Source organism: Actinoplanes sp. OR16, assembly GCF_004001265.1.
Lineage (GTDB): Bacteria > Actinomycetota > Actinomycetes > Mycobacteriales > Micromonosporaceae > Actinoplanes.
Genome location: NZ_AP019371.1, coordinates 4,612,859 through 4,630,648, shown reverse-complemented (window position 1 = coordinate 4,630,648; position 17,790 = coordinate 4,612,859). Strand labels below are relative to the sequence as shown.

The window sequence follows — 17,790 nt, the reverse complement described above, 5'->3', positions numbered from 1 at the left end:
CCACCTTGCCGCGAACAAGGTGAGAACCTCTCAGGATGCACGGAGCGTACTCGATAGATGATCTTCAACGTAAGGCCGGAGGTACCGTATCCCTTGGGATGCAACGGGGCAGAACCGGTCACGCTCCACAGTGTTGTATGACTACTCTCCGTGTCTAGCGGATCTTCCGGACACCAGTTAATCTGCTGTTGCCGAGCGTTCTTTTTCTCCGCAAGAACAGGTAACACCCGTGGAACATGTCATTCTGCTCGACGAATCCGGCACCGCGATCGGCCTTGCTGACAAACAAACCGTCCACACCGATTCGACGCCGCTTCACCTCGCGTTCTCCTGCTACATTTTCGATTCCGCCGGCCGTTTCCTGGTCTCCCAGCGAGCCCTGGCGAAGAAGACATGGCCCGGCATCTGGACGAACAGCGTCTGCGGCCATCCGGCGCAGGGCGAGGCGATGACCGACGCGGTCCGCCGGCGCGCGAGGTTCGAGCTCGGACTCGACCTCGGCGAGATCCGCCTGGTCCTCCCCTCGTTCCGCTACCGCGCCGAACTGGACGGGATCGTGGAGAACGAGATGTGCCCGGTCTTCCACGCCACGGTCGACGACGACCCGGCGCCGAACCCGGACGAGGTCGAGTCGACCCGCTGGGTGCCCTGGGAGTCGTTCATCGCCACCGCGCTGACCGACGACGCCTACTCCCCCTGGTGCCGGCTGCAGATCGCCGAGCTCACCGCCCTCGGCGCGACCCCGGCCTCCTGGCCGGCCGGCGACCCGGCCGGCCTGCCGCCCGCCGCGTCAGCAGTCGAGTCCGCACCAGCCTGAACCCCGGCGCCGCAGCCAGCCGCCCGCGGCCCGTCCCGCAGCCCTTCCGCCGGCGCACACAGCCCAGAAGCGCGTGCACCCACCGCCGCCATCCGGGCCGCCAACGCACACAACCCAGCAGCGCGTGCGCTCACCGCCCAGCCCGACGCGGTCGGGCACGGGGACGCCAACGCACACAACCCAGGAGCGCGTGCGCCCACCGCCGCCACACGGGCCGCCAACGCACACAACCCTCGTATACGTGCGCTCACCGCCGGTCCGACGCGGACGGGGACGGGACGGGACGGCCGGCGCACACAACACAGAAGCGCGTGCGCTCGCCGCCGCTTCCCGGGCCGCCAGCGCACACAGCGCAGGTGTGCTTGCGCCCACCGCCCCCATTCGGGCCGCCAACGCACACAACCCAGGAGCGCGTGCGCCCACCGCCGCCACACGGGCCGCCAACGCACACAACCCTCGTGTGCGTGCGCCCACCGCTCGGTCCGAGGCGGTCGGGGGCGACCAGCGCACACAAGCAACCCACGCGCGTGCGCTCACCGCCCAGCCCAACGCGGTCAGGGACGGGACGGGGACGGCCGGCGCACACAACGCAGGAGTGCATGCGCTCACCGCCCGATCCGAGGCAGCTAGGGACGGCCAACGCGCACAAAACGACCACGCGCGTGCGCTCGCCGCCCGATCCGGGACGGTCGGGGACGGCCGGCGCACACAACGCAGGAGTGCGTGCGCTCGCCGCCGCTATCCGGGCCGCCGGCGCACACAGCGTAGGAGTGCGTGCGCTCACCGGCTGGCCCGAGGCGGTCGGGGCGGCCAGCGCGGCCTCGACGAGAACCGGGGAAGAGCGGGCGACGCATTGACAGCCATCATGTGATCGTTAACATGAACGAAACACGAGATCGAAGGGACTCCCCCGATGCCCTGGAAACTCGTTCGGCTGACGTCCGTGCTGGTCCTGGCCGCTTTCGCGGTTGGCGTGGCCGTCGACGCCGCTCACCTCTGAGCTGTTAACGCTCCCCCCGGAGGTCGTTATGAGAAGACTCCTCGTTGCGATGCTCGCCCTCGTCCTGGGCGCGCTCGCCATCCCCCAGCCCGCCGCCGCGGCAAGCACCCTGATCTATTCGACGTTCAAGGGTGACGGCGCCGCCGACCAGGAACTCTGGATCTACCAGTCCACCAACGGCGGCACGACCTACTCCGTCCTGTCCGACACCAACTTCCGCGGACCGACCGGTGTGCTGCGCGACCCGAGCATCCTGAAGTACAACGGGCGCTACTACATCGCGTACACCGTGCAGTCCTGGACCACGAACTCCACCTACTTCAACATCGCGACCAGCACCAACCTCACGTCCTGGTCCAACGTCGCGAGCGTCCCGGCCGGCATCTCCGGCGCGAACTACACCTGGGCGCCCGAGTTCTACGTCGAGAACGGCGTCGTACGGATCATCACGAGCGTGGCCTCGACCGCTTGCGCGTGGTGCTTCCGCCCGTACGTCTACACCGCCCAGAACACCGCGCTCACCAGCTGGTCCGGGCCGTCGCAGATGTGGGGCCTGGGCACCAACCACATCGACACGTTCGTGGTGAAGTCCGGCAGCACCTGGCACGCGTTCACCAAGAACGAGACCACCAAGTACATCGAGCACTGGACCACCACGGCCAACCTCTACGAGGGCTGGGTCAACAAGGGCACGCTCTGGTCGTCCGGGTACGAGGGCCCGTCGCTGGTCAAGCTCGACGACGGCCGCTGGCGGATCTACGTCGACAAGTACACGAACGGCGGCGTCTGGACCGCGACCAGCTCCGACCTGAACACGTGGACGGGCCTCTCCGCCGTCGGCTGCTCCGGCTGCCGCCACGGAACCGCAACGGTCAAGTGAACCGGATCCACTGACCCACCTGCTCGGGGACCTTCGTCCGGTTCGCTCGCCGGGTTGCCGTTCCAGCGCCTCCAGCGCGGACCGCAACTCGGCGAGACCGCTGACGACGCGAGGTTGCAGCACGAGGTGGCGGGAGTGAGTCACGCTGGAGTGGTGATCCGCTTGATCCTCAACGTGCTCTGGTTCATCTTCTTCGGCTGGGCGCTCGCGCTGGCGTATCTGCTGGCGGCCCTGATCAGCTTCATCCTGATCATCACGATCCCGTTCGGCGTGGCTTCGCTGCGCCTCGCGATCTACTCGGCCTGGCCGTTCGGCCGCACGATCGTCGACGACCCGGGCGCGGGCATCGCGTCGGGACTCGCGAACATCGTGTGGCTCATCCTGTTCGGCTGGTGGATCGCTCTCGCCCACATCGCGGCCGGCATCGCCCAGTGCGTCACGATCATCGGCATCCCGTTCGGCATCGCGAACTTCAAGCTGGTCCCGGCCGCTCTCTGGCCGCTCGGACGGCAGATCGTGGACGCGCCATAACCATCCATTCCGGATGAGGACCGCCGCCGTGGGTGCACATACGGTGAACAGCGAGTGACCATAGCGTGTGCGCCCCGGCGCCGCGTCGCCCACGGCGAGAGGAGGCACCCCATGGCCAAGAAGGACAGCAAGAAGAAGGACAAGAAGTCCAAGAAGTCGAAGAAGAAGTGACGTGTTGAGGCGGCCCGCTTCCGTGGGCCGCCTCGTCGTTTTACATTGCCCCTCTTGGATTGATTCAGGAGGGCGCATCATGGACGCTGACCTGCCCACGTACCCGTTTCCGCAGCCTGCGGCACTGGACCCGCCGCCCGAGTGGGATGAGCTGCGATCCCAGTGCCCGGTTTCCACGGTCCGGCTCGCCAGTGGCGACGAGGCTCTGCTGCTGACCCGGTACGCCGACGTGCGGCAGGTTCTCAGCGATCCCCGGTTCACCCGGCTGCTCGACGCCGACGGCGCGGCCCGGGTCACCGCGCAGGAGTCCGGTGGGGTCTTCGGCGCGGAACAGGCCTCGAAGACGCCGATGGGCGAGGCACACCAGCGGTGGCGGCGGCTCGTCGGGCGCTACTTCACCGCCAAGCGGATGTCGGCGCTGCAGCCCCGGATCGCCGCGATGGCCGATCAGCTCATCGACGGCATGACCGCCCGTCCGCAGCCGGCCGATCTGGTGCGGTCCTTCGGTTTCCCGCTGCCGGTCTGGGTGATCTGCGAGCTGCTCGGTGCGCCGGATCGTGATCGGGACCGGTTCTCGTACTGGTCGGACACGATGCTCAGCCTCACCCGCTACAAGCAGGAGGAGATCGACGCGGCGCAGCTGGAGTTCGGCGAGTACCTCTGGCAGCTGATCGAGGAGAAGACCGCCCACCCCGGCGACGATCTGATCAGCGACCTCGTCGAGGAGTTCTCGCCGATCGAGCTGATCGGCACCGCCCAGGGACTGCTGATCGCCGGCCACGAGACCACCGCCAACATGATCGGCAAGATGGTCGCGATGCTGCTGGCCGACCGGTCCCGCTGGGAGAGCCTGCTCGCCTCCCCCACCCTGGTGCGCACCGCCGTCGAGGAGGCGCTGCGGTTCGACGCCAACCCCGGGTTCGGGATGCCCCGCTACATCACCGAGGACATCGAGGTCGATGGCGTGACCCTGCCGGCCGGCAGCACGGTGATCAGCAGCATGGCGTCGGCCAACCGGGACGAGACGGCGTTCGACGGCGCCTCGGGCATGGACCTGGCCCGGTCGCCCAACCCGCACCTCGCCTTCGGGGCCGGGCCGCACTCGTGCATCGGGCAGGCGCTCGCCCGTACCGAGCTGCAGACCGCTCTGACCGCTCTGCTGGACCGGCTTCCCGGGCTGCGCCTCGCGCAGCCCGCCGCGGATCTGCCGCGCCGGGAGGGGCTCATCATCGGCGGCCTGGAGAAGGTCCTGGTGACCTGGTGAAGCGGTGACCTGGTGAAGGGGTGACCTGGTGAAGGTGACGGTCGATCGAGAGGTGTGCTGCGGTGCGGGCCAGTGCGTGCTGCTCGCCCCGGAGGTCTTCGATCAGGATGAGGACGACGCGCGGGTGCTGCTGCTCGCACCCTCCCCCGGCCCGGCGGACCAGGCGGCCACCGAGGACGCCGCCGCCGTGTGCCCGACCGGCGCCATCTCGATAATGCGTTGAGCGGGCGCCGGCGGGTGCGCCATCCTGTTCACGGCCCCGGCGGCTTCAGAAGCGAGTCCCTCCGCATTGGACGCACTGGCGCTCACACCACGCTGGTCTTTTGCCTTCTCGGCGACCGATCCTTCACATCGGAACCGCTCCGGGGCCACCCATGTTCTTCATTTCCTCACCGAGGTGCACCATGCCCGAAGTAATCGTCCGCAGCGGAACCCGTGGCCTGAAATACCTGGACGGCCGGCTCGACGCGGTCCTCGAGCCGGGCCGATACCGGCTGCCCCGCCGCGCCCGCATCGAGATCACCCACGTCGACCTGCGCGAGCGTGAGCTGAACATCAAGGGCCAGGAGATCCTGACCGCCGACAAGGTCGCCGTCCGGGTCAACATCATCACGCATTTCCGGGTGACCGACCCGGTCGCCGCCGTGGAGCGCGTCGCCGACTACGCCGACCGCGTCTACAGCGATGTGCAGTTGGCCGCGCGGCGCTCGCTGGCCTCGATGACGCTCGAAGCCATCCTGACCAACCGCAACCAGCTCAGCGAGGACATCCTGCGCGACGTCGAGGGCGTCTCCGCGACGTACGGCGTCCAGATCATCCGTGCCGACGTTAAGGACCTGGTCTTCCCCGGCAACCTGCAGGACGTCATGAACCGGGTGCTCACCGCCCAGCGCATGGCCGAGGCGCAGATGGTCGAGGCCCGCACCCGAGCCGACCGCGAGGCACTGGAGGCCTCGGCGCGCGCCGAGTCGACCCGCCTGGCCGCCGAGGCCGACGCCACGGCGAAGCGCATCCGCGCCGACGCCGAGGTGGACGCGCTGCGCCGGCTGGCCGAGGCCGCCGAGGCGTATGCACGGCACCCCGCCCTGCTCCGCCTCCGCGAGTTGGAGACGCTCGGCGCACTCGGCGCCAACGCCGAGGCCCGCCTCTACATCGGCTTCGACAAGCACGTCGAGCCCTGATCGCTTTCGGTCATACCACGATGTGATGGCCACTCCGTGATCTACCGCGTTGTAGTAGGTGATCGATAACGTCCGGGACGGCGGGTAGCGGCGATCGTCGCGGCCCGCCGGTTTCGGACGCCACCTTGCAGTCCGCGGGCGCGGCCACCGTCGCGCCGACTCCGAGCGCTCTCCGCCGGCCCGGCGCACCCACCGAGGCCGCCGGGGGACTCCTTTGCCACACTTCAGGCATGGGGTTGTTCACGCTGCCACAGGCCCGTTCCGAGCTGGAACGCCTGCGCCCGGTCCTCGACGAGATCGTCACCATCCGAGCCGACCTGGTCGAACTGTCTGCCGCTCTGACCCCCGGCGGCGCACCCACCGACCTGGGCGGCCTGCCGGAACGCAAGGCGGCGGAAGCGCGCCTCAACGAACTGATGACCGAGGTGCAGCAGACCGGCGCCGAACTCAAGGGCGTGGCCCCGCTGCTCGTCGACTTCCCGGCCGACCTGGACGGCGTCCCCGTCCTGCTCTGCTGGCTGGAAGGCGACACCGACCTGGCCTGGTACCACCGGGCCGACCTGGGTTTCGCCGGCCGCCGGCGCTTGCCCGCCACCGCCGGCTGAGGGAGCCCTACCTCCCCCGGCCGGCCGTGGCGGACGCCGGGACCTCTGCCGCCGGGACCTCTGCTGCCTGGACCATGTCGCGGCCGTTGTCCTTGGCCTGGTACAGCGCCGCGTCCGCCCTCTCCAGCAGCCGCTCGGCCGACTCGGTGCCGTCCCAGACCGCGTAGCCGATGCTGCACGTCTCCTCGTCCGGGGTGGCCAGGCGCACGCGTTCGAGGACCTCGAAGGCCGAGGACGTGGTCCGGCCCGGGAGGGCGATCACGAACTCCTCCCCTCCCCAGCGGGCGATCACGTCGTCGCCGTGCAGTTCTGCCGCGAAGGCTTCGGCCGTACGTTGAAGAAGCTCGTCTCCCAGCAGATGCCCATGGGTGTCGTTGTAGCGCTTGAAGCGGTCCAGGTCGGCGATCGCCACCGCGAGCGGGCAGTCCTGTGCGAAGAGCGTCGCGAGGCGGGATTGCCAGGCCCGGCGGTTCGGCAGGCCGGTGAGCGTGTCGGTGAAGGCCATCTGCTCCAGGCGGCGCAGCAGGCGTTCGTGCTCCAGGGCCAGGGCGGTCTCGTCGGCGAGCATCGCCACGGCACGGGCGCGGTGATCACCCACCGAGGCGACGCGGCGGGTCCAGCCGACGACCAGGACGGCCACGACGACGCCGTCGGCGATCACCGGCTGCCACATCATCGATCGGCCGTCCACCAGGGCCAGCAGCGCCGGCGACACCCGCGGGTCCTGGGTGGCGTCGGCCAGGAACACCGGCTGCCCGTCGACGTAGACGCGGGCCGTCATCGAGCTGCCGTTCAGCGGGATCAAGGTGCCGAGGACCTGCGCGCCGGCCGCGCCGGTGACGACGAGCGCCTGCGCGGTCAAGGGCTCCATGAGGCTGACGCTGTCGGCTTCGGCGAGTTCCCGGACCGCGTCGATGATCGTGCTGCGGGCGTCCTCGCCGGTACGGATCCGCCGCGCCGCCTGCGAGACGGCTGCCAGCAGGCGGTCCGATTCGCGCATGGCGGCCTCGGCGAGGTGCCGGTCGGTGACGTCCTGGAGCTGGATGAGGACCCGGTCCGTGCTGCGGCCTACCGCTGACCACACCCAGCGGACCGTGCCGTCCGGCCGTTCCAGGCGCCGCTCGAAGCCGACGCCCGCAGAAGGTGAACCTCCCGACAAATCGGTCAAGGGAGGAGCGGCGAAAACGGAAGATCCGGCCGGGGGCTCAGGAGGGACGGCCACAGGACCGGACTGGGCGGCCGAGGCCTGGGCGGCCGAGGGTTCGGGAGGGACGGCGGAGGACGGGACGGCGGAGGACGGCACGGCGGAGGACGGGACGGCGGAGGACGGGACAGCGGAGGACGGGACAGCGGAGGACGAGACAGCGGAGGACGAGACAGCGGAGGACGGGACGGCCGAGGAGAAGGCTGCGCAGTCGACGCCGATCAGTTTCTCCTCGGGTAGGCCTACCAGGTCGCAGAATGCCTGGTTCACGGCCACGATCACGTCGTTCTCGTCGGCTATGGCGACGCCTGAGGGGGAAGCGTGGAAGAGGCTTCCGAATCGGTCAGCGACGGCGGAGATCTCGTCGCGGGCCAGGCGCAGCTGCCGCTGTCGCCTGCGCAGCGCCTCGTGCAGGATCGCGGCCACGAGCGCGGCGATGAACAGCTGCACGACCCAATAGGCCAGATCGGTCACCCGCAGCGACGGGACCCAGGCGACCGAGGCCACCCATCCGGCGCAGCCCAGGACGGTGGCGCCCAGGAACGTACGCCGGGGCACCGCAGCCGCCACGCACACCAGGGTGAGCATCAGCGTGGTCGTCCAGTGGATCTCGCCGGTGAGGGCGACCTGCGCCACCCCGTTCACGACCGGCACATAGCCGAGATGATCGCTCCAGTCCCGCCGCCAGAGCGCCGCGACGGCCAGCAGCAGACCGGTGAAGGTGGCCAGGAACACCGTGCTGACCTGCGCGAACCCGTCGAGCAGCAGGAGGTTGGTGATCGCGAGGACCAGGTAGAACGTCGCGAAGGCGCCGCGCATCCACCGGGTGGCGGACCGGTCCCGGTCCTCGCCTCCAGCAGCGCCCACGGCCATCCTCCTCGCCCTCAACGCCTGTCGGTAACTATCGGGCGAACCTGAATGGAACCGTCATATCACCTCGTCACCGAGGTGGATGGATGTCGAGTGTTCGCAGTGCGGAGTAGGTCTCGCGGTAGACCCGGGGGCCGATCACCGGCAGGAGCGGGTTGCGCAGCCAGGTCGGCAGGCCGGCCGCGCGGGAGAAGCGGTCGGTGGCTTCCTGGACGTGGGTGACCCGCCCCCGCCGCCGCTGTTCGAAGCGGGCCCCCACGGTGTCCCAGCCGCCGCCCGGCTCCCGCGCGTCGCCGGCCAGCAGGGCGGCCAGCACCAGCGCGTCCTCCACGGCCAGCGCGGCGCCCTGGGCCCAGATCGGGGCGGTGGCGTGCGCGGCGTCGCCGATCAGCACGCAGCGGCCGGACGACCAGCGCAGTGCGCGTACCTCCTCGATCGGCGAGTGGTAGAGCTCCGTGATGCTCTCCAGCACGGAACGGACCGGGGACGGGTAGCCACCGAACGTCTCCCGGAGCCACTCCGGCGAACCGCCGATCGCGCCGCCACGGACGCCCGACGCGTATCCGTACACCTCGTGGTCGTCCACCGGGATCAGCAGGAACGCTCCACCGGCACCGGACCACACCGTCCAGCAGTCCACGCCCGGGTTGGGCGCCATGAACCGCCAACTGGCCGCGCTGAGCAGCGACGATCGGACGCCGGACTGATCGGTGACGGCCGCGCGCACCACCGACCGCACACCGTCGGCGCCGACCACGAACCCGTAGTCCGCACGCTCACCGCCCTCGAAGAGCACCTCGGTACGGGACGACGGGCGCACCTCCCGCACGGTGGCCCGGCGCACCGCCACGTCCAGGCCGCCGGTGAGGAGCGCCAGAAGATCACTTCTCCGTACGCAGCGCGGCCGCGCGTCACTCCCCCAGAACGCGTCCTCGTCCACGGCGAAGAGCAGCCGCCCGCGGGCCGACCGGTACTCGCGCCGCCCGGTGGGCCGCCCGAGCCGCCGCAGCCCGTCGCCGACGCCGAGCGCCGTCAGCGCGGTGATCGCGTTTCCGGGCAGGTTGATCGCCAGGCCGTCGGACCGCGCGCCACCTCGCTCGGCGACCTCGACCGGGATGTCCCGCTCGCGCAGCGCCCGGGCGGCAGCGAGGCCGGCGATGCCACCGCCCACCACAAGTACGGAATTGTCCATTTGCGGGATGGTAAAGCAGTCTTGCCCGGATTCCTGTCAGATCGAGGTCGGGCGGCTGCGGTAGGCGAGCACCAGGAGCAGTTCGAACCGGGCCGCCGGGTCGTCCAGATCGTCGCCGATCAGGTCCCGGAGGCGGTTGAGGCGGTAGCTGACCGTCTGGGGGTGCACGAACAATTCGGCGGCTACCGACGTACGAGAACCCCAATGCCGCAACCAGCTCTCCAGAGTGACCAGCAGCTGCTCGCGCTGCCCCGCGCGAAGGCCGACGAGTGGCGCGAGGCGGCGCGCCGAGAGGACCGCGAGGGCGCCCGTCTCGCCTCGCAGCGCCAGAGCCGCGAAGTGATCGTCCGCGAAGATCGGCTCGGACGCCGGTCTCACCAGTTCAGCGGTGCGCTCGGCCAGCCGGACCGCCTCCGGGACCTCGGCCCAGCCCAGAGCCGGACCGACCACCGCCTCGCGGCCCTGCAACGCCTCGGTGAGCGCGGTCCGCTCGGCACGCGGACCGCCCCGGAGCAGCAGAACCGCGTCCCGGCCACGCTCGGTCACCACGCCGTCGGCGCCGAATCGGAAACGGGCGTCGCGGGCCTGATCGGGTGGCAGCAACACCGGGACGATCGTGTCCAGAGCCGGCCAGCCGATGCTCGACGCCGCGTCCCGGGCCACCTCCGAGGGCGCGCCGCCACGCAGCAGCAGGTCGGCCATCTGGCGACGCCGCCGGTCACCCTCGCCGGCCTGCTCCCGCAACTGCCGGGCCAGACCGTCGGTGCAGGCCGCGGCGAGCTCGTCGGCGTACGCGCTGGTGGCGTCGGCCAGGTCGATCAGCTCGTCGACGGTGATCGGCCGCTGCGCGGCGAGCGACTCCGAGGCGGTCCGCAGCATCAGCCGGGCCGCCGTACGCAACGCGCCCAGCAGCATCTCCGGTCCACGGTTCTCCCGGGCCTCGCCGGCGCCCAGCGCCACGAACACTTCCCGGATCTTCGGCGGCAGCGCCGGCTCCCCGGTCCCGGCCAGGTCGAGGAAGCGGTCCAGCGCGACCTGTACGGCGTTCCGGACGTCCCTGGCGAACTTGGCGTTTCCGGCGGCCTCCGCGGCGGTGTCCTCGACCGCTGTCGCGATCGCATCGACCGTTGCGGGCAGCCGCGGGCGCATCGCCGGCGCCAGATCGGTGGGCAAACGCTGCCAGGGTGTTTCCACTCGTCGATTTTGTCACCCGGTGATAAAGGAACGGTCGCATCTTGCTGGCTCGAATACGGTGAACTGGACTCCGGTCGCGAGCACCATGGTGCTGGTCACAAACCCAGAAGGATCGGACGCCGTCGTGAAACATCAGCTGTCCCGTCGCCATGTGGTCGACATGTGCCGGACCATGCTCGAGCGCGGATACCTGAAAGCGACCGAGGGCAACGTCTCGGTCCGCATCCCGGGTCACGAGCTCTACGCGGTCACGCCGAGCAACTACGACTACGACAAGATGCGCGACGAGGACATCTGCATCGTCGACTTCAACGGCAAGCATGTCCCGGATCTCGATGGGGCCGGCGGTCTGGTTCCGTCGATCGAGTGCGGGATGCACGCGAACATCTATCGCACCCGCCCTGATGTGAACGCGATCGTGCACACGCATCAGCCGTACGCCTCCGCCCTGGCCTTCCTCCGGAAGCCGATCCCGGCGCTGACCGACGAGCAGGTGCGGTTCCTCGGCCGCGAAGTCGCGATCATCGACTACGCGCCGTCGGGCACCGGGTTCCTCGCGAAGAACGTCCAGAAGAAGGTCGTGAGCGGGGACAACGCCTTCATCATCGCCAATCACGGCGTGGTGGCGGTGGGCACCGACCCGGATCGGGCGGTGTTCAACATGGCGCTGCTGGAGAAGGTGTCGATCGCCTATCTGATGGCGCTGACGTCGGAGGCCGGCAAGGTCTACACGATCCCGTCGACGATCCGTGAGATCGCCTTCAGCAAGCTCAAGAAGGACGAGAAGCGGATCGCTTCGCAGATCGTCGACGCGGTCGAGCCGGTGCGCGTCGACGCCGGCGAGCAGCTGCCGAGCGCCGACGCGGTCGCAGACGCAGAAGCGGACGCAGCAGGCTATATTACCGACAAATCGGAAATGTCGTCTGCGGAGCTCGGCTACTCGATCTCGGAATACCTCGACGTCGACGACACTCTCCGCCGCCTCAAGGCCCTCGTCGCCCAGCCCCTGCGCGGCCTGCGCCACGACGCGCTGCTCGACACCCTGAACTACTACGAGACCAAGTGCACGGCCAGCAAGGAGATCACCGAGCGGGCCAAGAAGCGCATCCCCGGCGGGGTGCAGCACAACCTCGCGTTCAACTATCCGTTCCCGCTCGCGATCGACAAGGCCGAGGGCGCGTACCTGACCGACCGCGACGGCAACGTCTACATCGACTTCCTGCAGGCCGGTGGCCCGACGATCCTGGGCAGCAACTACGCGCCGGTCAACGAGCGGGTCGCCGAGGTGATCAAGGAGAGCGGGCCGGTCACCGGGCTGTTCCACGAGTACGAGCTGAAGCTCGCCGAGATCATCAACAAGTACATGCCGCACATCGAGATGTACCGCTCGCTCGGCTCCGGCACCGAAGCCGTGATGGCGGCGGTCCGGGCCGCTCGCGCGTTCACCGGCAAGAAGATGGTGATCAAGGTCGGTGGGGCGTACCACGGCTGGTCCGACACCATGGTCTACGGCCTGCGGGTGCCGGGCAGCTTCCGGATGAACGCGAAGGGCATCCCGTGGGGCGCCACCGAGCGGACCCGGGAGACCTTCCCGCACGACCTCGGCACGCTGCGGCGGAAGCTGATCGAGAACAAGGTGCGCGGTGGCACGGCCGCCGTGATCGTGGAGCCGCTCGGGCCCGAGTCCGGCACGCGGCCGGTGCCGTACGACTACAACGCCGCCGTGCGCAAGCTGTGCGACGAGTTCGGCGCGCTGCTGGTCTTCGACGAGGTCGTGACCGGTTTCCGTACCGGCCTCGGCGGCGCCGCCGGGTACTTCGGCGTCACCCCCGACCTGACCGTGTTCGGCAAGGCGGTCTCCGGTGGCTACCCGATGGCCGGTGGCGTCGGCGGCCGCTCGGACATCATGAACGTGTTCGGCTCCGGCCTGGACGGCAAGAGCGGCGCGCACATCCAGGTCGGCGGCACCCTCTCGGCGAACCCGCTCTCCTGCGCCGCCGGGTACTTCGCGATCCAGGAGATGGCCCGCACCAACGCGCCGGTGATCGCGGGACGGGCCGGCGACCGGCTCACCCGCGGGCTCCAGCGGCTCATCGACAAGTACGGCCTGCCGTACGTGGCGTACAACCAGGGCTCGATCGTCCACCTGGAGTCGAGCGGCGTCATGCTGCTCGACATGCGCAACCCGGTGAAGCTGCTCAAGGAGAACAAGGGGCGCAAGAAGCTGATGGAGCAGATGGGCGCTGCGTACGCGGCCCACGGCATCATCACCCTCGCCGGCTCGCGCATGTACACCTCGATGGCCGACACCGACGAGGTCATCGACGACGCCCTGAACCGGTTCGACCAGGTCTTCGCACTGGTCGAGGGAGTCTAGATGGCGGTCGCCCCTCAGGTCCTGGCCATCGACCTCGGCACCTCGGGGATGAAGGCCGCCCTTGTCGCGGCCGACGGGACGGTCACCGGCTGGGCCGAGCGCCCGGTGCCGCTGCGGGTGCTGCCCGGTGGCGGCGCCGAGCAGGACCCGGTCGCGTGGTGGGACGCGCTCGCCGAGGTCGTCGCCGATCTCGGCCGCTCGCACCCCGAGTTCCTGAAGGCGGTCACCACGATCTGCTCGTCCACGCAGGGCGAGGGGACGATCGCCGTGGACGCTGAGGGGCAGCCGCTGACACAGTGCATCACCTGGCTCGACATGCGGGGAGCCGCGCATCTCCGGCGACAGTTCAAAGGCTTTCCCTCGTACGACGGAATGTCCGTCCTGAAAATCGCCCGATGGCTGCGCCTGACCGGGGGCATGCCGTCCGTCACCGGCAAGGATCCGGCAGCGCACATGCTGTTCATCCGTGACGAGATGCCCGACGTGTACGCGCGGACGAAGACGTTCCTGAACGTCCTCGACTGGATCAATCTGAAGCTCACCGGTCGCACGGTGGCGACTGTCGACTCCATCCTGACCTCCTGGGTGACCGACAACCGGAAAGCGGACGCGATCCGGTACGCACCCTCCCTGGTCGCCGCCAGCGGGATCGACGCGGACAAATTCCCGCCGATCGTCACGTGCACCGAGGTGATCGGCACGCTTGCCCCCAGCGCTGCCGATCACCTCGGTCTTTCCTCGTCGGTGCAGGTGGTCGCGGGCGCCGTCGACAACACCGCCGCGGCAGTGGGCGCCGGAACCGTCCGTGACGACGAGGCCCACCTCTACCTGGGCACGTCGTCGTGGATCGCCGCGCACGTGAGACGCAAGAAGACCGACGTGGTCGCCGGCATCGCGTCGATCCCGTGCGCCATCCCGGACCGCTATCTGATGACCGCGCTGCAGGCCACGGCGGGCGCGAACCTCACCTGGCTCCGCGACAAGATCGTGGAGTTCGACGACCCGATCGTCTCCGCCGGGCACGTCAGCCGCGACGAGGGAACCATCTTCGACGCCTTCGACAAGATCATCCCGTCGGTGCCGGCCGGCGCCGGCGGCGTGCTCTACATGCCGTGGCTCTACGGCGAACGCGCGCCCGTCGACGACCCGAACCTGCGCGCCGGCTTCCTCAACATCTCCCTCGAGACGACCCGCTCGGATCTGCTGCGGGCCGTCTTCGAGGGGGTCGCCCTGAACACCCGCTGGATGACCGGGGCGGTCGGCAGATTCCTCGGGAAGCCGATGGATTCGCTGGTCATCACGGGTGGGGCGGCGCGCTCGTCATCGTGGTGCCAGATCTTCGCGGACGTGCTCGGGGTGGAGATCCGGCGGGATTCGCGGCCGGTTCTGGTCAACGCTCGGGGTGCCGGGTGGATCGGCGCGGTGGGAGCGGGGATGATCGGCTTCTCCGACATCTCGGATTTGGCGCGAAATGACGAGTCCTTCGTCCCGGGGCCCGATCACGCCCGTTATAACGAGATTTTTGAGATCTATACTCGCCTGCACAAGCAGCTGGCACCGGTCTACAAGCGGCTCAACAGCTGACGGGTCTCCTTCACCAGCGACTCATCGGCCACCGGCTCCCAGGCCGTGAACAGCTCACCGAAGTACCGGCGGTTGCGCTCCAGGACCGCCGGGCTCTGCTCGATCACGTCCAACTCGTTGACCAGGCTCAAGTCGACGAACTCCTTCAGTCGCTCCCGGTCGAGCTTCGTCACGCCGCCGGTGAAGCGATCGGTCACCTCACCGGTCTCGGCCAGCCGGCTCCAGCTGCGGTCCCGGTCGCACGACCCGTAGAGGTAGACCAGCTCCTCGGCCTCCGTCCCGACGAGCCCCCGCAGCTCGTCGCGCTCCTGCCAGAAGAAGAGAGCCAGGTCGAAGCCGTCCGTCCCGTACGCCGCGTGCGTCAGCCCGGCATCCTGTACCTCTTGATCGTGACCGAGCCCGGCCAGCCGCTCGGACACCCGGCAGAGATGCTGGTAGAGCGTCCCGCCGGGGTGCCTCACCGTGTCGGTGCCGCGCCCCCGAAGCCATGCCCGCACATCGATGTCATCGCTCATGCCTCTCGACCCTAGGAGGAAGGCTGCCGACGCACGGCCCCGTGGAGTGAGCGCTTAATCACAAATCGTCACGAGTTGTCGAATCGCGTGATCCGAGGTTTCCGGCCGGCGCCTCCAGCGCGGCGGCGATCTCCAGGGCGGCTCTGCGCGGATCGCCGTGCCAGCGGGACGGGAAGGCGTCGATGAGCTGCCAGCCGGCGCGATGGAGTGCCGTCTGCCGGGCGACGTGCTGCGGGCCGACCGTGCCGAAGACTCCGAGGAACCGGTCCGGCGTACCGGCCACCAGATCGATGCTCCAGTCGCCGACCATGTAGCCGGCGCGCACCGGCACACCCAGACGTCGGAGTTCGGTGGCGAGCGCGGTGATCCAGGTAGGCGACATTTCTGACATTTCCGATATGTCGCCCGGAGTGACGCTCGGCGTATCGGCCCACTCCACGTAATCCCCGATCAAACCGTCCATCGACGACAACCCGGTGACCAGCACGATCCGTTTCCGAGCGCGCGTGACCATCACATTGAACAACTGAGGATCCGCCACGAACCGCCGCCGCCCGGCCCCATCCGCGTCACCCAAACCGAGCGACACCACGACCGCCTCGGCCTCACTGCCCTGGAACGCGTGCACCGTTCCGACCCGCAGCCGCAACTCCTCGATCCGCTCGGCCGGCAGTGCCCGCAGCAGAGCCGCCTCGAGGGCTTCCGCCTGAGCCCGGAACGGACTGATCACCCCGATCCCCCGCACGCCCTTGTCGACGAGCGCCGACACCGCTTCGAGCGCCGCCGACACTTCGTCCTCGGCATGCACGACCTCGATGGCGTCCACCGCCTCACTGGCCGGGTCACGTGTCATCACCGACACCCGGCCCGCGTAGAACCGCCGCGCCGAGAACCCGATCAGATGAGGCACGCTCCGGTAGTGCTCCGACAGCCACGTGACGGGCGCGGCGCCGGCGGCCAGGTCGTACGTGCTCACTCGCCGCACATCCATGCTGTCCGGGGAGGCGCCGTGCGCGGCCAGCACCGACGCGACATCCACATCGCTGACGAACGACACGAATCGCAGCTGCCGCGGATCACCGACGACGAGCGCCCGTCTCGCCCGGGCCAGCACCGGCGCCGCCCGGATCTGATCCACGTGCGACGCCTCATCGACCACCACGAGATCGAACATCCCGGGCGACGGCGGCAGCAGATCCTCCACGTCGGTGACCGTGCCGATCCACAGCGGCAACGCCTTGACCAGCGGCGCGGCGTCCAGCTGAGCCAGCAGCTCCCGGCGGCGGTTCCGACCGGCCCGCAACGCCGCGGCCAGCGCACCGGCCGCCCGCCGGCCCTCCTTGTCCCAGCGTTCCGCACTGCGCGCCGCATCCCGCATGGCATCGCCGACCGCTTCCCGCAACGCCGACTCGGCCTCGTGCAGCGCGGCCCAGTGCGCCTCCAGCCTGCTGCCGCCACTCGCTGCCAGGCGAGCCGCAGCCCGCTGCGCGGTCGCTGCATCAAGGGCTTCCTTCATCGGTACGCCGAAAGCCCCACTCTCAGCGAGCTCACCCGAACGACGGGGCACCCGTCCCAGACCGAGCATCCGATACGCCCGCCGTCGTGCGAACCACCCCCGCCAACCGGGCGGTGCGGCCAGCAGTTCCCGGACTCGATCCAGGTCGACGGCGGGGTCGAACGCGCCCGGCACCGCGGCAGCGAGCTCCGGTAGTAAGTGTTCGACATCGGTCAGGCGGGCGGCGTGGACCTCTAGTTCCAGGGCGCTGTCGATGAGCGTGCGGGTTCTTCGTACACGATCAATCGCGGTCTTGACCCTCTCCTGACCGGCCCGTAACCGGGAAGCGCCCGCGCCCTGCTCCACGCCGGCCGTCAACTCCGCCTCGAGATCCGTCCGACCGGCGTCCCCGAACCGGACAGGCGCCGGCCCCGGAAAGCGACTCAGCAGCTCAGCGAGCACCTCAGCGGCGTGTGGCGACTGCGTGGCGACGAGCACCGAGCCACCCCGATGCACGACCTCCAGTGCGGCGGCGACAACCGTGTGGCTCTTACCGCTACCCGGCGGACCCGAGACGACAGTGACCGATTCGGTACGCGCCCGGGCGACAACCCGTTCCTGGTCAGCACTGAGAGGCAAAGGCGACAGAACCGGACTCTCGTCCGTTTCCTGCCCCGCCCCGACCCCTCCGTAGACGGCTTCCAGCGCCGTACCGCTCAGATCCCGTCCCGCCCAACTCCGCAGACTGTCACCGAGCCCGACGCCGAACACATCCCTGACCACAAAAAGCGCAGGTGCCGCCACCAGAACAAGCCGGTCCTTAGGCAGCCGCTCCCCAGAATCGGTCACGGCGTCGAACGCCATCCCGGTAGCCTCAGCCGCCGACCGAAGCCAGGCCCGGGCACCCACC

14 protein-coding genes are annotated in these 17,790 nt (G+C 69.5%); 9 read left to right on the top strand and 5 right to left on the bottom strand.

All coding sequences use genetic code 11. The features are described from left to right. Positions 1–229: 229 nt before the first annotated feature. From idi to EP757_RS21290, 7 genes are all read left to right on the top strand, one after another. The gene (gene idi, locus EP757_RS21320; protein WP_127548651.1) at positions 230–817 is read left to right on the top strand and encodes an isopentenyl-diphosphate Delta-isomerase; all 588 of its coding nucleotides are present in this window, start codon (positions 230–232) and stop codon (positions 815–817) included. A 1,028-nt stretch (positions 818–1,845) separates the two neighbouring features. Next, complete coding sequence (locus EP757_RS21315) at positions 1,846–2,697, top strand: family 43 glycosylhydrolase (protein ID WP_232050615.1); 852 nt, start codon at positions 1,846–1,848, stop codon at positions 2,695–2,697. A gap of 153 nt (positions 2,698–2,850) precedes the next feature. Continuing rightward, on the top strand, positions 2,851–3,228 hold the full coding sequence (locus EP757_RS21310; protein WP_197725570.1) for a YccF domain-containing protein: 378 nt from the start codon (positions 2,851–2,853) through the stop codon (positions 3,226–3,228). Positions 3,229–3,478: 250 nt separating this feature from the next. Then, positions 3,479–4,663, top strand: a complete 1,185-nt coding sequence (locus EP757_RS21305) for a cytochrome P450 (RefSeq protein ID WP_174262429.1) — start codon at positions 3,479–3,481, stop codon at positions 4,661–4,663. A gap of 28 nt (positions 4,664–4,691) precedes the next feature. Then, on the top strand, positions 4,692–4,886 hold the full coding sequence (locus EP757_RS21300; protein WP_127548649.1) for a ferredoxin: 195 nt from the start codon (positions 4,692–4,694) through the stop codon (positions 4,884–4,886). 181 nt (positions 4,887–5,067) lie between these two features. Beyond that, the gene (locus tag EP757_RS21295; protein WP_127548647.1) at positions 5,068–5,844 is read left to right on the top strand and encodes a slipin family protein; all 777 of its coding nucleotides are present in this window, start codon (positions 5,068–5,070) and stop codon (positions 5,842–5,844) included. 230 nt (positions 5,845–6,074) lie between these two features. Next, entirely contained in the window at positions 6,075–6,449 is a 375-nt protein-coding gene (locus EP757_RS21290; RefSeq protein WP_127548645.1) for a DUF2203 domain-containing protein, read from the top strand. Between the two features lie 7 nt (positions 6,450–6,456). Here EP757_RS21290 and EP757_RS43955 read toward each other — a convergent pair whose 3' ends face one another. The 3 genes from EP757_RS43955 to EP757_RS21270 form a co-directional block, all read right to left on the bottom strand. Beyond that, positions 6,457–8,526: a diguanylate cyclase domain-containing protein gene (locus EP757_RS43955; RefSeq protein ID WP_232050614.1), complete on the bottom strand. Its 2,070-nt coding sequence runs from the start codon at positions 8,524–8,526 to the stop codon at positions 6,457–6,459. A gap of 67 nt (positions 8,527–8,593) precedes the next feature. Continuing rightward, positions 8,594–9,715 carry an FAD-dependent monooxygenase gene (locus EP757_RS21275; RefSeq protein WP_127548643.1) on the bottom strand — a complete coding sequence of 374 codons (1,122 nt, stop codon included), beginning with the start codon at positions 9,713–9,715 and terminating at the stop codon, positions 8,594–8,596. A 36-nt stretch (positions 9,716–9,751) separates the two neighbouring features. After that, entirely contained in the window at positions 9,752–10,888 is a 1,137-nt protein-coding gene (locus EP757_RS21270; RefSeq protein WP_232050613.1) for a CdaR family transcriptional regulator, read from the bottom strand. A gap of 145 nt (positions 10,889–11,033) precedes the next feature. Here EP757_RS21270 and EP757_RS21265 point away from each other — a divergent pair, with 145 nt between their 5' ends. Together EP757_RS21265 and EP757_RS21260 are read left to right on the top strand one after the other, a co-directional pair. After that, positions 11,034–13,286 carry an aminotransferase class III-fold pyridoxal phosphate-dependent enzyme gene (locus EP757_RS21265; RefSeq protein ID WP_127548641.1) on the top strand — a complete coding sequence of 751 codons (2,253 nt, stop codon included), beginning with the start codon at positions 11,034–11,036 and terminating at the stop codon, positions 13,284–13,286. Then, entirely contained in the window at positions 13,287–14,870 is a 1,584-nt protein-coding gene (locus tag EP757_RS21260; RefSeq protein ID WP_127548639.1) for an FGGY-family carbohydrate kinase, read from the top strand. On the opposite strand, the gene EP757_RS21255 is transcribed toward EP757_RS21260, so the two are convergent. Continuing rightward, complete coding sequence (locus EP757_RS21255; protein WP_127548636.1) at positions 14,849–15,385, bottom strand: DUF6817 domain-containing protein; 537 nt, start codon at positions 15,383–15,385, stop codon at positions 14,849–14,851. The two genes, EP757_RS21260 and EP757_RS21255, sit on opposite strands and share 22 nt — an antisense overlap. Before the next feature lie 58 nt (positions 15,386–15,443). Continuing rightward, positions 15,444–17,744, bottom strand: coding sequence for a DEAD/DEAH box helicase (locus EP757_RS21250; protein ID WP_232050612.1), 2,301 nt, complete (start codon positions 17,742–17,744; stop codon positions 15,444–15,446). Positions 17,745–17,790 lie beyond the last annotated feature (46 nt).

What these genes read in the sequence shown, in the direction of transcription:
- EP757_RS21315 (WP_232050615.1), top strand. Translation starts at nt 1,846, where the DNA reads ATGAGAAGACTCCTCGTTGCGATGCTCGCCCTCGTCCTGGGCGCGCTC.
- EP757_RS21305 (WP_174262429.1), top strand. Translation starts at nt 3,479, where the DNA reads ATGGACGCTGACCTGCCCACGTACCCGTTTCCGCAGCCTGCGGCACTG.
- EP757_RS21295 (WP_127548647.1), top strand. Translation starts at nt 5,068, where the DNA reads ATGCCCGAAGTAATCGTCCGCAGCGGAACCCGTGGCCTGAAATACCTG.
- EP757_RS21290 (WP_127548645.1), top strand. Translation starts at nt 6,075, where the DNA reads ATGGGGTTGTTCACGCTGCCACAGGCCCGTTCCGAGCTGGAACGCCTG.
- EP757_RS43955 (WP_232050614.1), bottom strand. Translation starts at nt 8,526, where the DNA reads ATGGCCGTGGGCGCTGCTGGAGGCGAGGACCGGGACCGGTCCGCCACC.
- EP757_RS21275 (WP_127548643.1), bottom strand. Translation starts at nt 9,715, where the DNA reads ATGGACAATTCCGTACTTGTGGTGGGCGGTGGCATCGCCGGCCTCGCT.
- EP757_RS21260 (WP_127548639.1), top strand. Translation starts at nt 13,287, where the DNA reads ATGGCGGTCGCCCCTCAGGTCCTGGCCATCGACCTCGGCACCTCGGGG.
- EP757_RS21255 (WP_127548636.1), bottom strand. Translation starts at nt 15,385, where the DNA reads ATGAGCGATGACATCGATGTGCGGGCATGGCTTCGGGGGCGCGGCACC.
- EP757_RS21250 (WP_232050612.1), bottom strand. Translation starts at nt 17,744, where the DNA reads ATGGCGTTCGACGCCGTGACCGATTCTGGGGAGCGGCTGCCTAAGGAC.